Raw genomic sequence first — 22218 nt, forward strand, 5'->3', positions numbered from 1 at the left:
GCTCACCCTCGACTGCGACACCTGGGCGAGCCCCGACGACTCCGGACAGCGCCTGATGGTCCTGACCGCCGAACCCGGCAGCCCCTCCCACGACGCCCTGCGCATCCTCACCTCCTGGACCGCGGAGCGGACGGAACCGAACCAGGCGAGGGACACGACTCGATAGCGGCCCGGGCAGGTGAAACCGCACGCCCGCAGGTGAACCCGCAGACCCTCGCCTCTCGTGCTCCTAGGGAAGTGTGAGGAGAGGTGGCACATGCTCGCGTACGACATCCAGGGCAGCGGGCCCGGTGTGGTCCTCCTGCCCGGTATCGGGGGCACCGCGACCGGCACCTGGGAGACGCTGCTCGCCGACCTCGCGGCCGAGCACACCGTCGTGCTCGCCGACCTCCCCGGATCGGGCCGCAGTCCGTTGCCCGTCGGCCCGCTGGAGGCGGGTGCCGTGGCCGACCAGGTGGTGGCCACCGCTCGCAGGGCCGGGCTGAGCGACTTCGTGATCGCCGGGACCTCGCTCGGCGCGGCCGTCGCCGTCAAGGTCGCCGCCCGCCATCCCCACCGGGTCCGCGGCCTGTTCACCCTCTCCGGATTCGCCCGGCCCCGCACTGCGCTGTGGCTCAGCCTGGAGATGTGGGCGTCGTTGCACGCCCGCCACGACGACGAGCTGAGCGACTTCCTGACCTCGCTGTCCTTCTCCGAGGACTACTTGGCCGCGCAGACACCTGAAGCGGCCCGAAGCCTGACCGCCCGGTTGGCGGCTTCCGCTCCCGGCACCGCCCAGCAGATCGCCTTCGCCCTGGGCATCGACGTCCGCGGCGACCTCGCCGCCGTCACCGCCCCCACCCTGGTCGTCGCGGCGGCGGGAGACCAGTTCGTGGCCCCGGAGCACTCGGTGGAGCTCGCGGTCGGCATACCCGGCGCACGGCTGGCCGCGGTCAGGGGCGGGCACGCGGCGGCCTTCGAGGAGCCGGGACGGACGCTGGAGATCCTCACCGGATTCCTCCGTGACGTCCACCGGCCCCACCCCGAGCTCTCCCCCACCGACACGGTCAGGTGGCCGACGGCGCCGGGGCCACGGTTTCTGCCGACCGTTCCGGCTCCCCGCCATCCCCACGAACGTTGACCTCTACAGGAGTCCGACAAGCCATGCGCGTGCATTTCGTCGTCCACGAAGCGTTCGAGGCTCCCGGGGCCTACGCTCGGTGGGCCCTGGACCGGCAGCACACCGTCACCTACTCCCGCCTCCACGCCGGCGAGAGTCTCCCGCCGGCAGCCGACGACATCGACCTGCTCGTCGTGATGGGCGGCCCCCAGTCCCCGGCCACGACCACCGCCGAGTGCCCGCACTTCGACGCGGCGGCGGAGATGTCCTTGATCGCCTCCTGCACGGCGGCGGGCAAGGCCGTCGTCGGCGTCTGCCGGAAGTCGGCTCCTTCCCTGTGACGCTCACCGAGGCCGGCCGCCGGCACCCGCTGTTCGACGGCTTCGACGAGAGCTTCGACTCCGGGCACTGGCACCACGACATGCCCGGACTCACGGCCGACGCGACCGTGCTGGCCGCCAGCGAGGGGTGCCCCCGGCAGATCGTGGCGTACGGCAGGTTCCTGTACGGGTTCCAGTGCCACATGGAGTTCGACCGGGACATCGTCGAGGGGCTCATCGAGTCGGCGGAGGAGGAACTCACCGCGCTCGCCGGCCACCGCTTCGTCCAGCAGCCGGAGGAGCTGCGGCGCAACGACCACCGCGCGATGAACGAACGGCTCGAAGTGTTTCTGGACCGGCTGGTCGCCGCCTACACGGCGGCCTGACCGGTGCCGCACATCTCAGACAAGGAGAAGTTCCCCATGGCCAAGCTGTTCTACGACACCGACGCCGACCTGTCCGTCATCCAGGGCCGCAAGGTCGCGGTCATCGGCTACGGCAGCCAGGGCCACGCCCACGCGCTGTCGCTGCGCGATTCGGGCGTCGACGTGCGGGTCGGTCTGCACGAGGGCTCGAAGTCCAGGGCGAAGGCCGAGGAGCAGGGCCTGCGCGTGGTGACGGTAGCCGAGGCCGCCGCGGAGGCCGACGTCATCATGATCCTGGTGCCGGACCCGATCCAGGCCCAGGTCTACGAGGAGCACATCGCCCCGAACCTGAAGGACGGCGACGCGCTGTTCTTCGGCCACGGCTTCAACGTCCGCTTCGGCTTCGTCAAGGCGCCGGCCGGTGTGGACGTGTGCATGGTCGCCCCCAAGGGCCCGGGCCACCTGGTGCGCCGTCAGTACGAGGAGGGCCGCGGCGTTCCCTGTCTCGTCGCCGTCGAGCAGGACCCCTCCGGGGGCGCCCTCACGCTGGCGCTGTCGTATGCGAAGGGCATCGGTGGCACCCGTGCCGGGGTTATCGAGACGACGTTCACCGAGGAGACCGAGACCGACCTGTTCGGTGAGCAGGCCGTGCTCTGCGGTGGCACCTCCTCGCTGGTGAAGGCCGGTTTCGAAACCCTCGTCGAGGCGGGCTACCAGCCGGAGATCGCCTACTTCGAGTGCCTCCACGAGCTGAAGCTGATCGTCGACCTGATGTACGAGGGCGGCCTGGAGAAGATGCGCTGGTCGGTCTCCGAGACCGCCGAGTGGGGCGACTACGTCACCGGTCCGCGCATCATCACCGACGCCACCAAGGCCGAGATGAAGAAGGTCCTCGCCGAGATCCAGGACGGCACCTTCGCGCGTGAGTGGATGGCCGAGTACCACGGCGGTCTGAAGAAGTACGACGAGTACAAGCAGCAGGACTCCGAGCACCTGCTGGAGACCACGGGCAAGCAGCTGCGCAAGCTGATGAGCTGGGTGAACGAGGAGGCGTAGCCTCACCGCAGTCAGTCGGTCAGGCGGTCCAGGACCACGGCGGCGAGGCGGAGCGCGGCGTGCAGTTCCGTCACCGCGGCGACGCCGGAGCAGTCGCCGCGCAGGCCCGGCCAGACCGCCAGCAGGACCTGGCCCTGCGGGATGCGGGACGGCCCGCTCAGGGGCATCCAGGTGGCCATGAGCGTGCCGTGCACCGGCGTCGCGATCGCGCCCGGACGTCCGTCGGCATGAGCGTCCGCGTCAGCGTGGACAGCTCGACGGGCGCCCGTCGGTGTCGGAGCCCCGTACCAGGGTGAGAACGGGCCGGCCCGCGCCGGCGCCCTTGGGTGGCACAGCCGACGAGTGGTCACAGCACGGCCGGCCACACCTGTCGTACCTTGTCATGGTCTCTCCCCTCGTGCCCGGGGTGTGAGCTTCGTGCAGGAAGTCTCTCGGGGGCGGGGGCCGGACCACATCCGTCATCCGACTGCGGGGTACGTGGCAGGCGCCGCGTCCTGTGCCACCCGCTCCAGCAGTCGTGAGGCGTCGGACAGCGCGGAGTCGGTGTCCGGTGCGGGATGCATGGTCACCTCGTACAAGTGGGCGAGGAAGCGGGCGAGGCGGCCGCCACCGGCGTACGTCAGGGCGACGCTGCCCTCCCACAGGGGCTCACGCAGGCGGGCCGGGGTGAACTGCCCGTCTCCGGCACAGGCCAGGAGAAGGCGAGCCGCGAGGGTCCGCTCCAGCGGTTCCGGGGCCCAGACACCGTGGTCGAGGTCCTCGGCGAGGGCGGCGGTCAGTGAGGTGAGGCGCTCATGGGGCATGGGAATCGATGGCCTTCTGCTCAGCGCGGGTGACATGTGTCTGCCGTACCCCGACGGACGACATGTCGGTGTAGGTTTCACTCAGAATACGTGTCTCACGGGCGCCTCCAGCCGTGACGGCAATGTGTGTGGCGTTTCAGCCGTGCCCGGCGTGGCAGGACGGCGCCCCGTGGCATCACCACCGGAGAGAGACCGGAGCATCGATGAGATCGGACGCACGCCACAACCGGCTGCGCATCCTCGAAGCGGCGGCCGAAGTGCTCGCCGCTCCCGGCGACACCTCGTTGAAGACCATCGCGCGCAGAGCGAGCGTCGGCCAGGGGACGCTCTATCGTCACTTCCCCACCCGGGAATCCCTGGTGCTCGAGGTGTACGGCGAGGAGGTGGACGAACTGGTGACCGCCGTGCCCGCCCTCCTGAGCACCCTGTGCCCGCCGCTCGCGCTGCGCGCGTGGCTGCAGCGCCTCCTGAGCGTCGGCACGAGCACGCCGGGGTTCGCGGACGCCATGAGCGGGACCGCCGGCACGCTGACGGAGCAGTGCCGACAGGCGTACCGACCGCTGCTCGACGCCCTCTCGGCGCTGGTGGACGCCAACGAAGAGACCGGGACCATCGTGCCCGGGACGACGGCCGACGACGTGCTCCTGCTGCTCGGTCCCCTGTGGCGCGTTGGAACGGACGACGAGGAGTGCGCCAGATCGAGGCGGCTCTTCGACGTGCTCATGCGGGGGCTGTGCCCGTCGGGCGCCGCGGCGCGGGAGGCCTCCGTTCGTCAGGAAGCGCGGCAAGTGGGGTGAACCCTGCCGGGTGTCCGGAGTCGGCTCACCCTCGACTCGCTGCTAGTCTCCGTCAACCGGAAGGCCGACGGCACGCTCGCGTTCGTCGCGGACAACCGGTTCCTGCGCTTGGTCGAGGCCGCCACCATGGTGCCCGGCCTGTGCACCGCCCTGCTGTACCACCTGGTCGCCGCCCACCTGGTACACGACTCACGGGGCCTTCCCGCGATCCGCGTGACGCCCGGTCAGTAGAGCTCCTCGCCGGGGAAGAGGGTGAGCAGCCGCACGGTCTCCACGTACAGCCATGTCAGGGTCAGGGTGAGACCGAACGCGGCGAGCCAGGACTGGTCCCGGGGCGCGCCGTACTTGATGGCGTCCTCGACCTTCCTGAAGTGCAGGGACAAGAAGGACGCCGCGAGGACGACGCCCAACAGGCCCATGAAGACGCCGAGGCCAGCGGGGTGCAGGCCCAGGACGTCCGCGCCCGTGAGGGGCAACAGGGTCCAGTCCGCCAGGGCGAGGAAGCACACTCCGAACAGTGCGGCGCCGGCGAAGCCGTAGAGGCGGCGGTTCACTCGCATCCAGTGCAGCTTGTAGGCGAGGAGGACTCCGGCGGAGGTCGCCATCGTCCCCAGCACGAGCTGGACGAAGACACCCGGTGAGAGGTGGCTGGAGGCCGTGGCCGAGAGCACGCCGAGGAACACACCCTGGAAGGCGGCGAACGTCAGGGGCAGGGCCGGGGACGGCGGTTTCCTCCGGCACTGGATCACCACCAGCGCCGCGGCGACCAGTCCGGCGCCGACGGCGATGCCGTAGGCCACGGCCGCGCCGAGGGGAGCGTACGGCAGCAGAGTCCACGACAGCGCGGCCGCGAGGGCCGTCACCCCGAGTCCCGTCAGCGCACGGGACAGGACGTCGTCCATCGTCATCAGGTCGCCGACGGACAAGGGGAGCGGAGCGGAATCGTCCTCGTGGACCTGGTCCAGGTCCTTGCCCATGCCGATCCGGCTCTGCGCGACGGCGATCCCCGCTCGGGGGTCCCTGGCCGCCGTCTTCTGCCCGCCTCGCCGCTTGAACTGCGGCCGGGAGAGTATCGGATTGCTGCTCTTCAACGAACGCTGCTGCTCGACCGGTGTCACGCCAGATCCTCTTCTCCGTGTCGGACATACCGGCACCCGATACCCCGCCGGCGGCGGGGTATCGGGTGCCGAGGGGTTCGCCGGAGGTGTCGGCTGCCGTCAGTCTGCACTTCCGGACAAACCATGCGCATCAGTCACTTGACGGTGGATGGTGCTCTTCGATACGTGTGACACACATATGTCGAGGGCGGTACAGCCACGGGTGACCTCACATCCTCAGCTCTTCAGTCCGTAGAAGTGCATCGGGGAGTTCGGCTCGAAGCCGATGCGCGGGTACACGGGTGCCCCGGCGACGGTTGCGTGCAGGGTGGCCCGGGTCAGTCCGGTGGCGCGGGCGCCCTCGTACAGCGCCTTGCGCGTCACCGCCTCACCGTAGCCTCGGCGCTGCTGTTCGGGGTCGGTGGCGACGAGCACGACGAAGAGCCGGCCCTCGGCCTCGACCGTGGCGGCGCAGGCGACCGGGGCGCCGTCCCGCAGCGCCAGGTAGGCGTACACCTCCCGCTTCCACAGCGTGGAGCCGACCAGACCGTCGCGGCCGTCCTCGAGGGGAAAGCCGTAGGCGCGCGAGTTGAGGTCCGCGTAGGCCCGCAGGCGTTCGTCGGTGGTGACTCGTTCGAACGTCAGGTCAGGGTGGCGGGGCTCGGGGATGGGCAGCAGGTCGCCGGCCATGCCGGTGCCGGGGAAGGCGTACGCCAGGCCCGCGCGCTCCGCCGCCTCCTCCAGTGCCGCACGCGCGTCGTCCGCGAGCAGGTCCTCGAACAGCCACAGGAAGCCCGGCTGCCTCTTGGACCGCATGATGTCCGCCGCCTGCTCCAGACGCTTCTCCAGGAGCACGGCGTCGGCCCCGACCTCGGTCAGGGTGATCGCGTTCCAGAAGGCGAAGCGGCAGTCGGCCCAGCGGACGGCTACACCCGGCAGATCGCGCACGTCCGACTCCTCGTCCCGGTCGAGCACCATGGCACGCCAGACCGTGGAGAGCTGTGCCACGGATTCGACCGCGGCCGTCAGGTCCGTCACGGCAACCCCTCACTTTGTCGTGTGTTGTGAAATGTCTTGCGCTCGGTACGACGATCCCCACCGCTCACGGTGTTCGGACACCGCCGTTCACGTCATAGAGCGCCTGGATCCGGACAGCCCCGGGCTCCCGCTCGGCCCCGCCTCCACCGCGGGTCTCAGCGGCAGCCCGGGGGACGACCGCCCGGAGACGCACCACGCCGAAGCGGCCGTCGCGTCCCCGCCGCAGCCGATCAACAGCGGGGAACCTGCCGCTACCCACACGGATCCGGGACGACCGCCGGTTCACTTCCGGGCCCGGAATCAGGCGGGCGTGATGTTGTGGTTGAACCGGAAGACGTTGGTCGGGTCGTAGCGCTTCTTCACCGCGGCGAGCCGGTCGAACCGCTCCGCCCCGTACACCGCGCGCACTCCCTCGGTGTCGGTCGCCTCGTCCGGCGAGAGGAAGTTGACCATGTTCCGCTCCGCCGCCCAGGGCGCCAGCCCGTCCACGACCCGCGCCAGGTCGGCCCGGAGCTTCTCCGCCTGATCCGGAGCGCCCACCGCGAACCCGAAGACGACATACGGAAGACCGCGGCTGGGCACCGAGTTGGGGAACTCCGGTTCACGGTCGAAGGCGCCGCCGAGCGCCCGGATCTCGACGTTCGCCAGGGTGCATCCCGACTCCGCGCCGGTCAGCTCCACGAGCACCTGCGCCGTCTTCTCGGAGAACTCCTCCAGGCAGACACTGCGATCGAAGTACGGCATCGGATCCACCGGATCCATGTGGATCTCCCCGATCGACGTGAAGGGCTTCTCCCCCACCAGGTCGACCAGCACCGGCGCGGCCGCCCGCAGCGGAGCGACCAGTTCGGCCCCGTCGGCCGCCGACCCCAGGTAACCGATCCGCAGATGGACCACGAAGGCACCGCGCAGCGGCTCGGGCAGCGCCGGGACGTCGGGCAGGCGCTGGATCCCCAGGGACGAGGTCATCGCCTCCCCCACCGTCGGCAGCCAGGCACGCCAGGCCTCCAGCACCTCGGCCAGGTGCTCACCCGCGAAGTAGATGCCGCCGCCGTAGAAGCGCGCGACCGGAAACACCTCGAACTCGATCTCGGTCACCACACCGAAGTTGCCCTTGCCGCCCAGCAGCGCCCAGAACAGGTCCGGTTCGCTCTGCGGTGTCACCCGGCGCAGTTCTCCGTCCGCCGTGACCACGTTCAACCACCGCACGTGGTCGGCGGCATAGCCGAGCGTGCGTCCCAGCAGCGGGCTCTGACCGCCGCCCAGCGTGTATCCGATGACGCCGACGTCCGGCGCCGAGCCCACAATGGGGGCCAGCCCGAACTCCGCCGTGCGAGGCAGTACCTCGCGCCAGCGCACACCCGCCTCGACCCGCACGGTGCTCTCCTGTGCGTCGACAACGATGCGCTTCATCCGCTGCGTCGTGATCAGCAGCCCGCCCTGGGCCGAGGAGACCATCTGATGGGCCGCGGACTTCACCGCGACCGGCAGCCCGTGACGCACGGCGAACAGGACCGCCGAACGGACGTCGAGTTCACTGCTCGCCCCGACCACGACGGCCGGCCGAAGACCACAGGCCAGGTTGTACGTGGCGCACTCCGCCTCGTACTCCGCCGATCCCGGCTCGAGAACCGGTCCTCTCACGGAATGCCGCAGAGCCATCACGTCCTCCGGCCGTAGATCCACACCCGCCGTACCGGACACGTTCGCACTCATCCTGATCACAACCTCACTCACATAAGCGGAACGCCCCGAGACACTCACCCGCGCGGAACGAGGCAAGACGGTCACCGGGCGCCTACCTTGACGTGACTGAAACGGGCCGGACCCCCTTCGCCGTTCACATCAACATGTCCGGACTCACATGTTGACGGCAGGGCAGTGGTCTGTCGTTGTGAAGGACGGACGCGTAGGAGATACGTGTGCCATCTAGGCACACTACTTGTCGCAATCGGCGAATTTGCAGCCCTGTGATCATCAAGGGAAGCGCGTTGAAGATCGCTCGTCTCACCTGGAGGAAACCATGCCGAGGTCCACCCACATGTCCACCGATCCGACGTCAAGCTACCGGGCTATCGAGAACCTGATCGCGCGTTACGCCGAGCTCGTGGACGACGGAGATTTCGCAGGTCTTGGCATCCTTCTCGCTGACGCCACCTTCACAGGCAGCGGCGAGCCAGTGAGCGGCCGCAACGCGATCCAGCAGATGTTCCAGGACACTGTGATCCTCTACGACGACGGCACACCGCGAACCCAGCACGTCACGACCAATGTCGCCATCGAGGTCGACGAACAGACGAGCATGGCGGTCTCGCATTCGTATGTCACTGTGTTTCAGGCGCTGCCCGACCTGCCGCTGCAACCCATCGCCAGTGGCCGGTACCGTGACCGCTTCGAGCGCCGTTCCGGGCAGTGGCGCTTCGTAGAGCGACAGGTCCGCATCAACCTCGTCGGCGATGTCAGCTGCCATCTGCGCCAGGCTGCCGTACAGCGGTAGTCCTCGGGTGACAGACAGCCTGCTCTAGTGACGCGTCTCGTGCTTCGGCCCACAGAATCAAGCCCTTCCGGTTCGGAATAACGAGAGGGGTGAATTCAGGGCGTCCTTTAAACTGCAGTGATTGCATGGGCCGCACGGAGCCGGGTGCAGGCGCAGCCAGGTCGGCGGACAGCACCAGGCCTCCAGACGTCAGCCGTTGGAGGCAGCTCGATGAACGACCTGGGCTCGACCGTCGGCCCGGCCTCGACCGTCGGCCCGGCCTCGACACGGCTGGTCGGACGCGACCGAGACCTCGCGTTCATTCACTCCTTCTTCGGCAATTCCGAGGTCCACGGGGCAGCTCTGCTGCTCTCGGGCGAGGCGGGGGTGGGCAAGACCGCCGTGCTCGACGCGGTGGCGACCGGCGCCCTGCGCGACGGCGTCCGGGTCCTGCGCGCGGCCGGTGTGCAGTTCGAGGCGGACATCAGCTACGCCGGTCTCAACCAGCTCCTCGTGCCGCTCTTCGACGACTTCGACGTCCTGGACTCCGTCCACCGCGACGCTCTGCGGGTCGCGGTCGGCATCGGCGGCGGACCGGCGCCCGACCGGCTCCTGACCTCCACCGCGGTTCTGCTGCTGCTCCGGCTGATATCCGCCCGGACGCCGCTCCTGCTCGTCATCGACGACCTGCCGTGGCTGGACCGGGCGACCAACGCCGTGCTCGGCTTCGTGGCCCGGCGGCTCGTCGGCAGTCGTATCGGCTTCCTGGCGGCCTCCCGTACGGGCTCCGACAGCTTCTTCGAGTCCAGCGGCCTGACCGAGCGGCGGCTGGAGCCGCTGGACGACGCTTCGTCGGCCGAGCTGCTCGCCCTCGCGCATCCCGACGTCTCCCCCGCCGTACGGCGCCGCATCGCGGCCGAGGCGCGCGGCAACCCGCTGGCCCTGGTGGAGCTGCCGATGGCGCTCTCCGCCGAGCAGCGCGCGACCCTGGCGGCGGTTCCCGGTGTGCTGCCGCTGAGTGAGCGGCTCCAGGCCATGTTCGCCTCGCGCGTGGCCGGTCTGCCCGACCGCAGCCGGCAGATACTGCTGCTCGCGGCCCTCGAGGGGACCGGTGACCTGGCCGCCGTCGAGGCCGCCGCATCCGACCGTGCCGGTGTCGACGACCTCGCCCCCGCGGAGCAGAACCGGCTGGTGACGATCTCGACCGACAACCGACGGCTGTCCTTCCGGCATCCGCTGATCGGTTCCGCGGTGGTGGAGCTGGCGACCGCCGCCGAACGCAGACGAGCCCATCAGGCGCTCGCCGACGTGCTCGGCGACCAGCTGGAGCGCCGCGCCTGGCACCTGGGAGAGGCGGCGGTGGGCCGGGACGAGACGGTCGCGGCCCTGCTGGAGGAGGCCGCGCACCGCCGGCTGCGGCGCGGCGACGCGCTCGGCGCGGTGGCGGCGCTGACCCGTGCCGCGGGGCTCAGCCCCGCGGCGTCCGACGAGAGCCGCCGGCTGGCCGAGGCGGCCTATGTCGGCGTGGACTCCGGCGGAGAGCTGGAGGACGCCTCGCGACTGCTCGCCGGAGCCCAGGCCCATCCCACCGGACAGCAGTCGCTGCACGCGGCGGCCGCGTCCGCGTTTCTGCTGATCAACAGGGACGGCGACATCGACACCGCGTACCGGCTGCTGGTCGGCGCGATCGAGTCCGGGGAGCACGGCTACGACGCCTCGGACGACGCCCTCATCGAGGCCCTGCACGTCCTGGTGCTGCTGTGCTGGTACGGCGGTGACCCGAAGCTGTGGGAGCCGCTGCTGGCGTTCGTGGACCGGCTGACCCCCAAGCCGCCCGAGCTGCTCTGGGTGATCACCCAGACCTTCGCCGACCCGGCGCGCACCGGTGCTGCGGCGCTGCCCCGGCTGACGGAGCTGATCGCCACCGTGGGGGACGACCCCACCCGGGTGATCCGCGTCGGCACCGCCTCGGTCTTCCCGGACCGGCTCGGGGACTTCCGGTGGGCCACGCGCCGGCTGGCGGAGCAGGGCCGCGCCGGCACCGCGCCCGTCCGCCGCCACCTGGGCGCGCTGATGCATCTGGGCCTGGACTACTTCCACCTGGGCCGGTGGGACGACGCCGCGCAGCTGGCGGCCGAGGGGCTCACCCTGTGCGAGGAGCACGACTACCGGTTCTTCGCGTGGTACTTCCAGTACATCCAGGCGGCCGTGGCCGCGGCACAGGGCGACGCGGAGAGCAGTGCCGCGCTGACCGAGGAGATCGTCCGGTGGGCGACACCTCGCGGGACCCACGGCGCACGGTTCTTCGCCTGCCATGCCAGGGCGCTGGCCGCCCTCGGCAGCGGCGACTTCGAGACCGCTTACCAGCACGCCTGCACACTCAGTCCGCCCGGGACCGTGGCCCCCTACGTGCCGATCGCCATGTGGGGCACGATGGACCTGGTCGAGGCGGCCGTCCGCACCGGCCGGGAGAAGGAGGCCGCGGCCCACGCGGCCGCGATGCGCGCGTCCTCGATGGCCGGGCTGTCGCCCCGGCTGGAGCTGCTGGTGCTGACCTGCGAGGCGCTGACCACACCCGGGAAGGCGGCGGTCGACCTCTTCGAGCGGGCCCTGTCTCTGCCCGGTCCGGAGCGCTGGCCCTTCGACGTCGCACGGGTGCGGCTCTTCTACGGCGACCGTCTGCGGCGGCTGCGTGCCACGACGGAGGGCCGGGAGCAGCTGGCCCAGGCACTGGAGGCTTTCCAACGCCTGGGCGCCAAGCCCTGGGTGGCGCGTACCGCGGCGGAGCTGCGCGCCGGCGGCCAGTCCGCACCGACAGCCGTCAGGCCGGGAGCCGTGACACTGACCGCTCAGGAACTGCAGATCGCCAAGCTCGCGGCGACCGGACTGACCAACAAACAGATCGCCGAGCGGCTGTTCCTGTCCCATCGGACCATCGGCACGCACCTGTACCAGATCTATCCCAAGCTGGGCATCACCTCTCGGGCCGCGCTGCGGGACGCGCTCTCCCAGCTCGACACGGACGAGGACGACTGACCCCGGCGGGCGAGAACCGACGGCTTCGTCGTTCCCTCAGCCATTCGACGTATGCCGGGCTTCGGGTCCCCTCGCACAGTGGACGCGGGGATGTCCTCCTGGGCCGTCCTCCCCCGGTGGCCGCACCTGACGCCACCCTGCACCACGAGAGGGGAACCGGAATGTCCGGTGCCTCGGACAGCCATCCGGACATCCACTGGCCGTCGGGGTTCGAGCCCGACCAGGCCCACAGCTTCTGTCAGGCGCAGGCCGTCGTGGACGCTCCGCCCGCCACGGCCTTCGCGCTGCTCACCAATCTGGCACTACTAGATATATCTGTCACGTCACTGTAGCATTTATAGGGTAACGTTCTACTCCCGAGAGGCGCTAGATGTCTCAGGCTTCACATCCCGCCACTAGACTCGGGGCGGTGAGAGCCGACGCAGCACGCAACCTGGAAGCCGTCCTGACCACCGGAGCACGTATGCTCGCCGCCGACCCCGCCGCGAGCATCGCGAGCATCGCCACCGAGGCGGGTGTGGACCGGCGCACGGTCTACCGACGCTTCGCCTCGCGCGAGGACCTTCTGGCGGCCATTTACGAATCTCGCCTTACGGCCATCGAGCACGCCATCGAGGACGCGCGGCTCCGGGAGGCACCCGTCGCCGTCGCCCTGCACCGCTACGTCGAGAACATCATCGCCGTCAACCGCACCTGGCCCGTCGACCTCGCCCGCATGCTCGCCGACGACACCATTCACGCACGCCGCGACGCATCCGTCCGCGAGGTCGACGCCTTCCTCCGGCGCGCCACCGACGAAGGCCTCCTGCGCCCCGGCCTCCCGGAGGGGTGGGCGAGCGCGCTGCTGCCCCAGCTCATGCACCTGGTGTCCCGGCAGCTGCCCGAACTGAGCCCCGGACAGGCGGCGGACGTCGTCGTCGACACCCTGCTGAACGGCCTCGGAACGTCCTGACACGCCAATTCATTCATCGGTGACTGCTCCGAGAAACCGACGGCGGCGTCGGCACACTCCGGTACGAACCGATTCAGTCCTGGCGGACTCCGTCGAGGAAGCGGCCGGCCAGGTCGACGCGTTCGGCGAGGCCGGCGGGTGTCTGCCCGAAGTCCACGAACAGCTCGTGCACACCTGCCTCGGCGGCGGCCCGCGCGTAGTCGATGTACTGGGCCAGGGTGCCCGCCCGGGGCATCTGGGCCGGGTCTGTCTTCGTGTCGGTGAGCCGGGGGTTGACGCGCAGCGCCATGCGCAGGGTGGCGGGGTCGCGATCCGCCTCCACCGCCTCCTTCTGGATGACGTCCCACATGTCCATCAGGTGCGGGAGCGGCATCGCCACGGGCAGCCAGCCGCCGAACCGCCGGCCGATGCGGCGCAGTCCGCCGGGTGTGAACGCCGCGAGCAGCACGGGGGGGTCCGGGCCGCTGGCGCGGTTTGAGGCCCACCACGGTCTCCGGGATGGTGAACAGCGGTCCCTCGTGCGAGAAGACGTCGCTGGCCCAGTACTCCTCCAGGACGTCCTGGGTCTCGTCGAGCCGTGCGCCGCGGCCCTTCCAGGGCACGGAGACCGCGGTGTACTCGTCGGGCATCCAGCCCAGGCCGAGGCCCACGATCAGACGTCCCTGACTGAGGAGGTCGAGGGTGGTCAGCGCCCGGGCCAGCATGATCGGCGGCAGCCACAGGCCGTTCAGGGTGCTCGTGCCCAGCTGGACCCGTGTGGTGTGGGACGCGGCGAACGTCAGGGCGACCAGGGGGTCCATGTGGTTCTCGTAGGCGCGCGGCATCTCGCCGTCGCCGCTCGGGTAGGGGGCGCCCGGCACATGCGGGGCGAGGACGCGGTCACCGGTCCACAGGGAGTCGTATCCCATGTCCTCCGCGGTACGGCAGACGCGCAGGATGCCTTCCGGCCGGGCGTCGGGACCGAAGGTGGGCAGGGCCAGGCCCAGTCGCATAGGTGTCTCCTCAGGGGGTGACCCGGTCCGGGTCGTCGTCCGTCAGCGGGATGCCGAGCAGGGTTTCCAGCGCGGTGACCGTCCGGGCGGGCTCCACGGCGTGGACGGTGGCGAATCCCAGCTCCGCCGCGGGCGGCAGGTACTGCTCGGTGTCGTCCACGAACACGCACTCCTCGGCGGTCAGGCCGAGTTCGTCCAACACGAGCCGGAAGATCTCCGGTTCGGGCTTGCGCGTCCCGTGGACCTCCGACAGCACCAGGGCGTCGTAGCGCTGCTCCACCTCGTAGCCGTCGTACAGGTTCCAGGGGGTCGGGCCGACGGAGTTCGAGAGGATGCCGACCTTGATGCCCGCCCGGCGGGCGGTGGCGGCCGCGGCGATCACCGAGGGCTCGGGGCGCAGGTCGGCGAAGATGCGGCCCATCAGGTTGTCCGGCGGGATGCCGAGAAGCCGGGCGGCCGCTTCGTTCCACTGGGTCTGGGTGAGCGCGCCGCGCTCCAGTTCCTCGGTGAGCCGGATGCCCTCGGGGTCGAGGTAGAGGCCGGTGAGCAGGGTCCCCTCGGGCAGTCCCTCGCGGCGTTCGAAGGCGAGCGCGGCGGGCAGCAGAGGGGTTGTCAGCACACCACCGAAGTCGAGGACGAGGCCCTTGCGGTGCTGGGTCATACCCACACTTTAGACATGTTTCTCGCTGGCCAGGCACATGTGCCGATGGTCACCCACGGCGGTGGTCGATGCGGACGGCTCTCGCGTGTGAACCCCGGGGCGGGTGCCTACGTTGTCCCAGTGACGGGTTCTCCGCCGCCCCGGCGACGGCGGCGGGGAACCTTCCGGACCGCTCCGGACGCCTTCCTTGTCTCAGGAGCCGGAGCGAAAGCGGCCCCGCACGACGGGCCACGACGGGTCGGACGTGACACGTCGGCGCGGGGCCGCACACCGTCTGCCGTACGGGTGTGCGCTCAGTTCTTCAGCCGGTGCGGATGCGCGGGGTACACCCCGAGGATGCGCACCTCGGTGGAGAAGAAGCGCAGCTCGTGCAGGGCGAGGGCGACGCGCTCGTCGTCGGGGTGTCCCTCGATCTCCACGTAGAAGCGGCTGGCGTTGAGCCCGGCGCCCATCTGGTAGCTCTCGATCTTGGTGAGGTTCACACCGCTGCTGGCGAACCCGCCGAGCGCCTTGTACAGCGCGCTGGGGATGTTGCGGACGCTGAAGAACAGGCTCGTCATCGTCGGCTCCCCGGTGTGCGGGGCCAGGGTGGCGTCCCGGGAGAGAACGACGAACCGTGTGGTGTTGTCCGGGTCGTCCTCGACCTCGGCACGCAGCACCTCGAGGCCGTACAGCTCGGCCGCGGCGGGCGGGGCGAGCGCCGCGTGCCGCGGGTCGCCCAGTTCGGCCACCTCGCGCGCCGCTCCGGCCGTGTCGTCGCTGACGAGGGTGCGCCAGCCGCCCTCCCGCAGCACCTTGCGGCACTGTCCCAGTGCGTGCACGTGACTGCGTACGCACTCCACCTGGTCCAGCGTCGCGCCGGGCACCCCCATCAGGTCGAAGCGGATGGCGAGGAAGTACTCGGCGACGATGAACAGCCCCGACTCCGGCAGCAGGTGGTGCACGTCGGCGACGCGTCCGGCCGCGGAGTTGTCGACCGGGATCACGGCGACGTCGGCGGCGCCGAGCGTCACGGCGTCCAGGGCCTGCTCGAAGCTCGTGCAGGCCAGCTCGCCGCCCTCGGGGTAGAGGGCACGCGCGGCGGTCGCCGAGTTGGATCCGGGTTCACCCTGATATGCGGCAGTCGTCACCGTGTTCAGCCTTCCTGGGGGAGGTCTTGTCGTGGGGCAGCAGAAGCTCCGTCGCATACCGCACCTGCTGAAGTATCGGTGAACAGGCCTCGATCAGGTTCACCAAGGGGTGCCGGTCGGCGCTCCCGCCCGACGCGAGCGCGTGTTCGTACGCCGCGCCGACCACATGGTGGACAGCGATTCCGGCCTGTCCGACGTGCGCGGCGAGCCGTTCTTCGACGGACGGGGGCAGGCCCTGCCGGGCGGAGGGGGCGGCGTGCACGGTGGCAGCCAGGCTCAGCCGTTCGTCGTGCAGTACGGCGGCCAGTTCGGCTGCCGCGGCGGCGGTGGACGGGGCAGCCAGTGCGTCGGTCATGCGGCGGGCCGCGCCCAGTGCCAGGGCGGTGACCGCCGTCCAGAAGAAGGGCGTGTCGCCGGAGCGCAGCGGCTCGCCCGCCGAGTGCGTGACGAATCCGGCCGGCACGTACATGTCTTCCAGGCGGAACACGGAGCCGGCGCCGACATCGCCCGGGAGCACCTTGGAGGCCACCACGAAGAGGTCGGGACCGCCGTCCCTCACGGGGGCGAGCGGCAGGGCCAGCCACGGTCCGGTTCCGTCGTACGAGTCGTACGACGGAAGGCGCCACTGTCCGGACAGCGCGCAGCCGCCGGGGACCGGCCGTGCCACCGGCCCCGGAACGTCCGTGCTGGGAACGGCAGTCGGGAGCGGCGCGGCCCAGTTCCAGGTGCCGGTCAGGGCCTGCCAGGCCCCGGCGGGGTCGGAGTGCCCCTCCGCCTCGAAGAACGCGAACACCCGCGCGAGACCGGTGTCGGGTCCGAGCAGCTTCGGGTGGTCGCCGTACGTGGATGTCCTCATGGGCCTAGGCAGCCTGCTCACCTGCTTCGACGCCGGTCGTCATGAGAACGACGTTGTGCAGTTCCTCACCCCGCTGGTAGCGGTACAGCTGCCGCCGCAGGAAGTCCGCGGTGATCGGGGCGAACGCGTCGGTGAACGCCGCCACGTGAGGGGTGATCAGAGTGCCGGGCAGATTCCACAGCGGGTGCCCGGACGGCAGCGGTTCCGGATCGGTGACGTCGAGCGCGACCCGGAGCCGTCCCGCCCGCACCTCACGGACCACCGCGCGGGTGTCCACGAGCTCGCCGCGGGCGACGTTCACCAGGAGGGCCCCGTCCTTCAGCAGCGCCAGCGCGTCCGCGTCGAACATGCCACGTGTCCGGTCGGTCAGCGGCGCGCACAGCACCACCGCGTCCACCGTGGGCAGCAGCGCGGGCAGCTCCGCCGCCCCGTGCACCCGCCCGGCCGGTGTGGTGCGCGCCGTCCCGGCCACGAGGACCGCCTCGCACCGGAAGGCACCGAGCCGGGCGGCGACGGCGGCACCGACCGCGCCGTACCCGATGACCAGGACACGTTTGCCGGCCAGCGCGGGCCGGAACTCGGCCTTCCACTTTCCCCGGGCCTGGTGGGCCGCGAACTGGTCGAGCCCCCGGCACAGGGCCAGCAGCAGCGTGACCGCCAGCTCGGCGGTGGCCTCGCGGTGCACTCCGCGCCCGGTGGTCAGCCGAGTGCCGGGGGGCATGGTGCCCAGCAGCGGCAGCATGTGGTCGTAACCGGAGCTGAGCAGCTGGAGCACCTCGAGGTTGTGCATCCGCGGCAGTACGGGGCCCAGGACGCGTTCGGCGCCGGGCGCCGGTATGCCGACGAGGAAACGGACGTCGGCGGGGTCGCCGGGCAGTGGGCCCGTTCCGTCCCAGTAGGAGTAGGAGAACCCGTCAGGCAGGCCGGGGATCTGGTGTCGGTGATAGGGGAGCCAGACGGACGTGCCGTCCTTCATCGTGCATCAGCTTCTTCCCGCTGGTCGTTCACTCGCTCTGCGTCCGCCCTCAACGCTTGATGTCGTAGATGCGGTTGGTGAGGGTCTCGACGGCGAGCCTCCAGCTGTGCAGACCCGCCTCGGCGGCAATCTCTCGGAGAGCGTCCGGGCCCGGATGGTTGCCGAGCGCGTGCGGGCCGTTCTGTGCCATGGCCGTCGGCAGACAGAGGACAGCGGAGGTGGAGGCGAAGGACCGGCCGATCGGGTGGATGTTCTCCCCGGGCTCGGCCGACACGTTCGGCTCGACGACAAGACAGCTTCCGTCGGCTGCGAGGGCCTCTTCGGCGCGCCGGAGTGCCGCACCGGGGTCACCGAGGTCATGGAGGCAGTCGAAGAAGGTGACGAGGTCGTAGTCGCCACCGGGGAAGTCGTGCGCGGCGGCGACCTCGAACGTCACGCGATCACCGACGCCCGCCTCCTCGGCCAGCTTTCGGGCCGCTTCGACGGAGGGCTCGTGGAAGTCGAAGCCGTGAAAGCGGGGCTGCGGAAACGCCTTGGCCATGAGCACGGTCGAGTGGCCGAAGCCGCATCCCACATCGGCGACCGAGGCGCCTCGCCGGAGCTTGGCCTCGACACCCTCCATGGCGGGCAGCCACTCCTGAACGAGGACCGCCTCGTATCCGGGCTTGAAGAAGGCGGCAACACCTTCCGCCAGTTCCGGCCCGTAGTCCTGCCAGCTCACGCCGCCGCCGCTCCGGTAGACGCTCGCCAGCGCCTCTTCGGCGCCGTAGAGGGCCTTCAGCATGGTGAAGCCGCCGCCGATGTACGTCGGCAGAGAGGAATCGGCCAGTACGGCCGCATGCTCGTCCGGCAGGACGTACGTGTTCGTTTCGGGGTCGTGCAGTACGTACGCACTGGCGACCTGCGCCGCCAGCCACTCCCGGACGTACCGCTCGACGAGCCCTGCCTTCTGGGCCAGTTCGTCCGAGGTGAGCGGCCCTGACCCCGACATCGCCTCGTACAGTCCGAGACGGATGCCCAGAGATGTCGACACCCCCGCGAAGGCGGCCGCATTGTCAGCGACCACCCGCTCGAGGAATTCCGTCACGCGATTCTCGTCCGACATGTAATTAAACTTTCAAGTATGAGTTCTCCGGCCAAGATGTGCCAGGAGACAAAAGAAGACAACCTCTCATCTTCGCAACGAGTGCGACTCCCCTCCTGGTTCACACGGTCCGCCCGCCGTGTCGGCGGCAGGCAGAATGGGCGGGTGAATCCGGCACAGACGACTCCGCAGCAGACCCGACAGGAGTCCCCCCGCAAGCGGGCCGACGCCCGGCGCAACCATGAGCGGGTCTTCGCGGCGGCGCTGGAGGTCTTCGAGGAGTTCGGGCTCCAGGGCACCGTCCCTCAGGTCGCCGAGCGGGCCGATGTCGGGAAGGCCACGGTGTACCGCAGCTACCCGACCAAGGAGGACCTGGTGGCGGCGGTGGTGCGGCACCGGCTGGCGGAGTTGGACCGCGTCACCGCGCCCGCCCTGGCGGAGGCCGAGCCCGCGCGGGCCTTCGACACGTACGTGATCCTGCTCTTCGAGAACCTCGCCCGGGACCGTCTGCTGTCGGAGGCGCTCGCGGAGGGGAGGTCGACGACGTACACCGGTCCCCTGCTGGACCGCCTGGCCGCTCTGATGGACGAGGCCAGGACCGCCGGCCGGATCCGCTCGGACGCGAACCCGCTCGATCTGCGCGTGGTGCTGTGCGGCATGTGTCTGCAACTGATCAACCTCGCGGAGCGGGACCCGGCACGGTGGCGCAGGTACGGCGAACTGACCCTCCAGGCGCTGCGGCCCTGAACCGACCACGGCCTCAGCGGTCGAGCCACACGGCCGAGAACCGCTGTGCGGCGTCCTCGCACGTCCGGGCCGCACGGAAGACCTCCGACCAGGACCTCACCGCTGGACGGCGGCGCAGCAGCGCACGGCGCTCCCGCTCGGTCATCGCGCCCCACACGCCGTACTCCTCGCGGTGGTCCAGCGCGTAGGCAAGGCATTCGAACCGCACCGGGCAGTCGAGACACACGGCCTTGGCCTCGTTCTGGGCGGTGCCCTCGACGAACATCCGGTCCGGCTGCGTCCGGCACAGCCCTCGGTCGGCCCAGTCCATGCCCACCTCGCTTCCCAGCGACGCGCCCGCCGGGCCCCCGCCGTTACGTCCGTACACGTACTCAAGTAGATATGTATGAGGCTAACGCACATGTGTCGGAACCGCCGGGTTGAGGCCACAGAGTACACACCCTTCGCACGACAAGAACTTTTCAGGCCATAGCCGGGTGACGAAATCCCGTGGAGGCATCTAGTCTTTTGCGTCAGGTGTGAGTGACCGGCCGGCCACCAGCCGTGCTGTCACTCGCGCAGCCGCCCGACATGTGGCCGCCGGGACGACGTACCCTCGCCAGAGAGCGTTCGGGCCGAGCCGGTCCAGCGGTGAAGGGAGTAGGGCGGTGGAGTCGATCGTCGGGACCATGGTCGGTCGCGAAAGCGAGCAGGAGGTGCTGTCGGCGTTCGTGGCGGCACCCGGGGGCGCGGCTCTCGTCCTGCGTGGCGACGCGGGTGTGGGCAAGAGTGCCCTGCTGGATCACCTCGTCGAACTCGCGACGGCCGAAAATCACCGGGTGATCAGGGCGGCCGGCGTCGAGGCCGAGTCGGAACTGCCGTTCGCCGGTCTGCATCAGTTCCTGTATCCGCTGCTCACCCACATGGATCGGCTGGACGACGCGCACCGGCGGGTCTTCGACGTCGTCTTCGGCCGGGGCGAGGGCACACCCCCCTCGGTCATGACGCTCGGGATCGCCGTCCTCGACCTGCTCTCCCTCGCTGCGTCGCAGCAGCCCCTCCTGCTGGTGCTCGACGACGGCCAGTGGCTCGACGCCTCCAGCACCGAGGTGTGCGGTTTCGTGGGCCGCCGGCTCACCGGCAGCTCGGTGAAATTCGTCGTCGGCCTGCGCTCCGAGGTTCCCTCGGGCTTCGACACGGCCGCGCTGCCCGAACTGGCGGTGACCACGCTGTCGGAGAAGGTCTCCGAACAACTCCTGGACAGGCACCACCCCGGGCTCGAGCCTCAGATCCGCCGTCTGGTGCTGGACGAGGCCCAGGGCAATCCGTTGGCACTGCTGGAACTGCCGCCCTATCTGCGCGGCGGCCAGGCGGGACGCAGTCCCGGGGAACTGTTCGGGTACACCGGCATCCCGCTGCCCCAGCGCCTGCAGCAGGTGTACGGCGCGCGCATCAAGTCCCTCGGCGAGCCAGTGCGCGCTGAGCTGCTGCGCGGTGCCCTGGACGGCGTCGGAGCGGGCACGGCGGCCGACCGCACCCGGAGCACGCGCTACCGCATGCGCGACGCCGACGAGGCCTCGGCCTGCGGTCTGCTGGACATCGACCCGCTCGGCGGCGACTTCGTCTTCCGGCACCCGTTGGTGCGTTCCACCGTGGTGCAGATGGCCACGCCCAACGAGCGGCGCGCGGCGCACGCGGCTCTCGCCGAGGTGCACCGCGACGACGTCGAGCGGCGGGCCACGCATCTGGCGGCCTCGACGGTCGACCCCGACGAGGAGGTGGCGGCCGCGCTGGAGGCGGCGGCCGAGTCCGCGACCCGGCGGGGCGGCGCGGTGGCCGCCGTGGCCTGGCTGACCCGCGCCGCGGAACTCAGCGAGAACCACGGGGAACGGTCCAGACGACTGGGCAGCGCGACCTTCGTCGCCGGAGATGCCGGCCGGCTGGACCAGGCCCGGCAGCTGCTCCGCTCGGACACCGGGTCCGGCAGCAACGATTCCCCGGCCTCGGTGGTCGTGTCAGGCTATGTCGCGTCCCTCGCTGCCTCGCGGGAGGACGGGGACGTGCGGTCCGCACAGCGCCAGGTCTTCGCGGCGATCGAGAGCATGCGCGCCGACGGGGTGCGGGAGCCGAACGAGATGCTCACCCGCTTGGTCGACCTGCTACTGGCCGTCAACCTGTACGCGGGTGATGGGGACGCATGGGAGCGGACTCATGAGCTCCTGGACTCACTGGGCGACCTGGTGTCCTCGCATTCGCGCATCTACCAGGACGCCTGGAGCGACGTGGTGCGTCGCGGCGCCGGTGTACGGGAGCGGGTGGAACACGCTTTCTCCGGTCTCCACGACCTGGAGCCGTGGGATGTCGCCAAGCTGGCCATGGCCGCCTACCACGTGGACACCCTCAGCCAGTACCGGCCGCATCTCCAGCGCACCGTGGACCGCGAGGTGGAGACGGGGGCCCTGACCAACGCCATGACCATGTTGCAAATGATCATGATGGACCAGATCGCGGTCGGCGAGTGGGACGAGGCCGAGCACACCGGACAGCGCTGCCTGGAGCTGGCGACAACACACCGGCACACTCTGTTCGTTCATCACACGCAAGCACAGCTGGGGTTGTTGGCCGCGCTGCGGGGCCAGGTGGACCGGGCCCGGGAGTTGCAGGCCACCGTCGACGCCTGGGCCCGCCCCCGCGGCGTCGGCTTCCTCACCCAGACCGCCGACGCCATCGGCACCACCGCCGCTCTCACCGAAG

At 70.4% G+C, this 22218-nt stretch carries 25 protein-coding genes and 1 pseudogene; 13 read left to right on the forward strand and 13 right to left on the reverse strand.

All coding sequences use genetic code 11. From position 1 onward, the window contains the following. The 5 genes from ACTWQJ_RS19775 to ilvC all read left to right on the forward strand — a co-directional run. A partial coding sequence (locus ACTWQJ_RS19775; RefSeq protein ID WP_443307967.1) for an MmyB family transcriptional regulator occupies window positions 1-166 on the forward strand: 166 nt, incomplete at its 5' end. A 90-nt stretch (window positions 167-256) separates the two neighbouring features. Next, window positions 257-1120, forward strand: coding sequence for an alpha/beta fold hydrolase (locus tag ACTWQJ_RS19780; RefSeq protein ID WP_443307947.1), 864 nt, complete (start codon window positions 257-259; stop codon window positions 1118-1120). A 23-nt stretch (window positions 1121-1143) separates the two neighbouring features. Then, window positions 1144-1440 (forward strand): hypothetical protein, encoded by a 297-nt coding sequence (locus ACTWQJ_RS19785; RefSeq protein ID WP_443307948.1) that lies wholly within the window; start codon window positions 1144-1146, stop codon window positions 1438-1440. Continuing rightward, window positions 1437-1805, forward strand: coding sequence for a hypothetical protein (locus ACTWQJ_RS19790; RefSeq protein ID WP_443307949.1), 369 nt, complete (start codon window positions 1437-1439; stop codon window positions 1803-1805). Before ACTWQJ_RS19785 ends, ACTWQJ_RS19790 begins: the two co-directional genes overlap by 4 nt. A 36-nt stretch (window positions 1806-1841) precedes the next feature. Next, window positions 1842-2840 carry a ketol-acid reductoisomerase gene (gene ilvC / locus ACTWQJ_RS19795; protein ID WP_443307950.1) on the forward strand — a complete coding sequence of 333 codons (999 nt, stop codon included), beginning with the start codon at window positions 1842-1844 and terminating at the stop codon, window positions 2838-2840. An 11-nt stretch (window positions 2841-2851) separates the two neighbouring features. On the opposite strand, the gene ACTWQJ_RS19800 is transcribed toward ilvC, so the two are convergent. Further along, entirely contained in the window at window positions 2852-3019 is a 168-nt protein-coding gene (locus tag ACTWQJ_RS19800) for a hypothetical protein (RefSeq protein ID WP_443307951.1), read from the reverse strand. Between the two features lie 279 nt (window positions 3020-3298). Continuing rightward, entirely contained in the window at window positions 3299-3643 is a 345-nt protein-coding gene (locus ACTWQJ_RS19805; protein ID WP_443307952.1) for a hypothetical protein, read from the reverse strand. Between the two features lie 203 nt (window positions 3644-3846). Between ACTWQJ_RS19805 and ACTWQJ_RS19810 the strand changes: the two genes are divergently transcribed. Further along, on the forward strand, window positions 3847-4440 hold the full coding sequence (locus ACTWQJ_RS19810) for a TetR/AcrR family transcriptional regulator (RefSeq protein ID WP_443307953.1): 594 nt from the start codon (window positions 3847-3849) through the stop codon (window positions 4438-4440). Window positions 4441-4548: 108 nt separating this feature from the next. Continuing rightward, on the forward strand, window positions 4549-4671 hold the full coding sequence (locus ACTWQJ_RS19815) for a hypothetical protein (protein ID WP_443307954.1): 123 nt from the start codon (window positions 4549-4551) through the stop codon (window positions 4669-4671). Here ACTWQJ_RS19815 and ACTWQJ_RS19820 read toward each other — a convergent pair. From ACTWQJ_RS19820 to ACTWQJ_RS19830, 3 genes are all read right to left on the reverse strand, one after another. Further along, window positions 4665-5558 (reverse strand): Bax inhibitor-1/YccA family membrane protein, encoded by an 894-nt coding sequence (locus ACTWQJ_RS19820; RefSeq protein ID WP_443307955.1) that lies wholly within the window; start codon window positions 5556-5558, stop codon window positions 4665-4667. The two genes, ACTWQJ_RS19815 and ACTWQJ_RS19820, sit on opposite strands and share 7 nt — an antisense overlap. A gap of 216 nt (window positions 5559-5774) precedes the next feature. Then, window positions 5775-6575 (reverse strand): GNAT family N-acetyltransferase, encoded by an 801-nt coding sequence (locus ACTWQJ_RS19825; RefSeq protein WP_443307956.1) that lies wholly within the window; start codon window positions 6573-6575, stop codon window positions 5775-5777. A 300-nt stretch (window positions 6576-6875) separates the two neighbouring features. Beyond that, the gene (locus ACTWQJ_RS19830; protein WP_443307957.1) at window positions 6876-8291 is read right to left on the reverse strand and encodes an FAD-binding protein; all 1416 of its coding nucleotides are present in this window, start codon (window positions 8289-8291) and stop codon (window positions 6876-6878) included. 325 nt (window positions 8292-8616) lie between these two features. Between ACTWQJ_RS19830 and ACTWQJ_RS19835 the strand changes: the two genes are divergently transcribed. The 4 genes from ACTWQJ_RS19835 (at window position 8617) to ACTWQJ_RS19850 (ending at window position 13039) form a co-directional block, all read left to right on the forward strand. Further along, window positions 8617-9072 (forward strand): nuclear transport factor 2 family protein, encoded by a 456-nt coding sequence (locus tag ACTWQJ_RS19835; protein ID WP_443307958.1) that lies wholly within the window; start codon window positions 8617-8619, stop codon window positions 9070-9072. Between the two features lie 210 nt (window positions 9073-9282). Continuing rightward, window positions 9283-12087: an ATP-binding protein gene (locus tag ACTWQJ_RS19840; RefSeq protein WP_443307959.1), complete on the forward strand. Its 2805-nt coding sequence runs from the start codon at window positions 9283-9285 to the stop codon at window positions 12085-12087. Between the two features lie 116 nt (window positions 12088-12203). Continuing rightward, the gene (locus ACTWQJ_RS19845; protein WP_443307960.1) at window positions 12204-12419 is read left to right on the forward strand and encodes a hypothetical protein; all 216 of its coding nucleotides are present in this window, start codon (window positions 12204-12206) and stop codon (window positions 12417-12419) included. A 131-nt stretch (window positions 12420-12550) separates the two neighbouring features. After that, window positions 12551-13039 carry a TetR/AcrR family transcriptional regulator gene (locus ACTWQJ_RS19850; RefSeq protein ID WP_443307968.1) on the forward strand — a complete coding sequence of 163 codons (489 nt, stop codon included), beginning with the start codon at window positions 12551-12553 and terminating at the stop codon, window positions 13037-13039. A gap of 73 nt (window positions 13040-13112) precedes the next feature. Here the strand turns inward: ACTWQJ_RS19850 and ACTWQJ_RS19855 are convergent, their stop codons facing one another. The 7 genes and pseudogenes from ACTWQJ_RS19855 to ACTWQJ_RS19885 form a co-directional block, all read right to left on the reverse strand. Continuing rightward, entirely contained in the window at window positions 13113-13487 is a 375-nt protein-coding gene (locus ACTWQJ_RS19855; RefSeq protein ID WP_443307961.1) for a hypothetical protein, read from the reverse strand. A gap of 70 nt (window positions 13488-13557) precedes the next feature. Beyond that, a pseudogene (locus ACTWQJ_RS19860) lies at window positions 13558-14031 on the reverse strand (LLM class flavin-dependent oxidoreductase); the annotation flags it as partial. A gap of 10 nt (window positions 14032-14041) precedes the next feature. Next, window positions 14042-14692 carry an HAD-IA family hydrolase gene (locus tag ACTWQJ_RS19865; RefSeq protein ID WP_443307962.1) on the reverse strand — a complete coding sequence of 217 codons (651 nt, stop codon included), beginning with the start codon at window positions 14690-14692 and terminating at the stop codon, window positions 14042-14044. 293 nt (window positions 14693-14985) lie between these two features. Beyond that, on the reverse strand, window positions 14986-15822 hold the full coding sequence (locus ACTWQJ_RS19870) for a prephenate dehydratase (protein ID WP_443307963.1): 837 nt from the start codon (window positions 15820-15822) through the stop codon (window positions 14986-14988). Continuing rightward, window positions 15797-16678, reverse strand: a complete 882-nt coding sequence (locus tag ACTWQJ_RS19875) for a hypothetical protein (protein ID WP_443307964.1) — start codon at window positions 16676-16678, stop codon at window positions 15797-15799. Before ACTWQJ_RS19875 ends, ACTWQJ_RS19870 begins: the two co-directional genes overlap by 26 nt. Before the next feature lie 4 nt (window positions 16679-16682). Next, complete coding sequence (locus tag ACTWQJ_RS19880) at window positions 16683-17654, reverse strand: NAD(P)-dependent oxidoreductase (protein ID WP_443307965.1); 972 nt, start codon at window positions 17652-17654, stop codon at window positions 16683-16685. Window positions 17655-17703: 49 nt separating this feature from the next. Then, entirely contained in the window at window positions 17704-18741 is a 1038-nt protein-coding gene (locus ACTWQJ_RS19885) for a class I SAM-dependent methyltransferase (protein WP_443307966.1), read from the reverse strand. Window positions 18742-18903: 162 nt separating this feature from the next. On the opposite strand from ACTWQJ_RS19885, the gene ACTWQJ_RS19890 reads away from it, so the two are divergent. After that, window positions 18904-19485, forward strand: a complete 582-nt coding sequence (locus ACTWQJ_RS19890; RefSeq protein ID WP_385518167.1) for a TetR/AcrR family transcriptional regulator — start codon at window positions 18904-18906, stop codon at window positions 19483-19485. Window positions 19486-19498: 13 nt separating this feature from the next. On the opposite strand, the gene ACTWQJ_RS19895 is transcribed toward ACTWQJ_RS19890, so the two are convergent. Further along, on the reverse strand, window positions 19499-19795 hold the full coding sequence (locus ACTWQJ_RS19895; protein ID WP_443307969.1) for a WhiB family transcriptional regulator: 297 nt from the start codon (window positions 19793-19795) through the stop codon (window positions 19499-19501). 358 nt (window positions 19796-20153) lie between these two features. Between ACTWQJ_RS19895 and ACTWQJ_RS19900 the strand changes: the two genes are divergently transcribed. Beyond that, window positions 20154-22218, forward strand: a 2065-nt coding sequence (locus tag ACTWQJ_RS19900) for an AAA family ATPase (RefSeq protein WP_443307970.1), incomplete at its 3' end; no start/stop codon positions are given.

This window comes from Streptomyces sp. KR55 (assembly GCF_052245645.1).
Taxonomy (GTDB): Bacteria; Actinomycetota; Actinomycetes; order Streptomycetales; family Streptomycetaceae; genus Streptomyces; species Streptomyces flavusporus.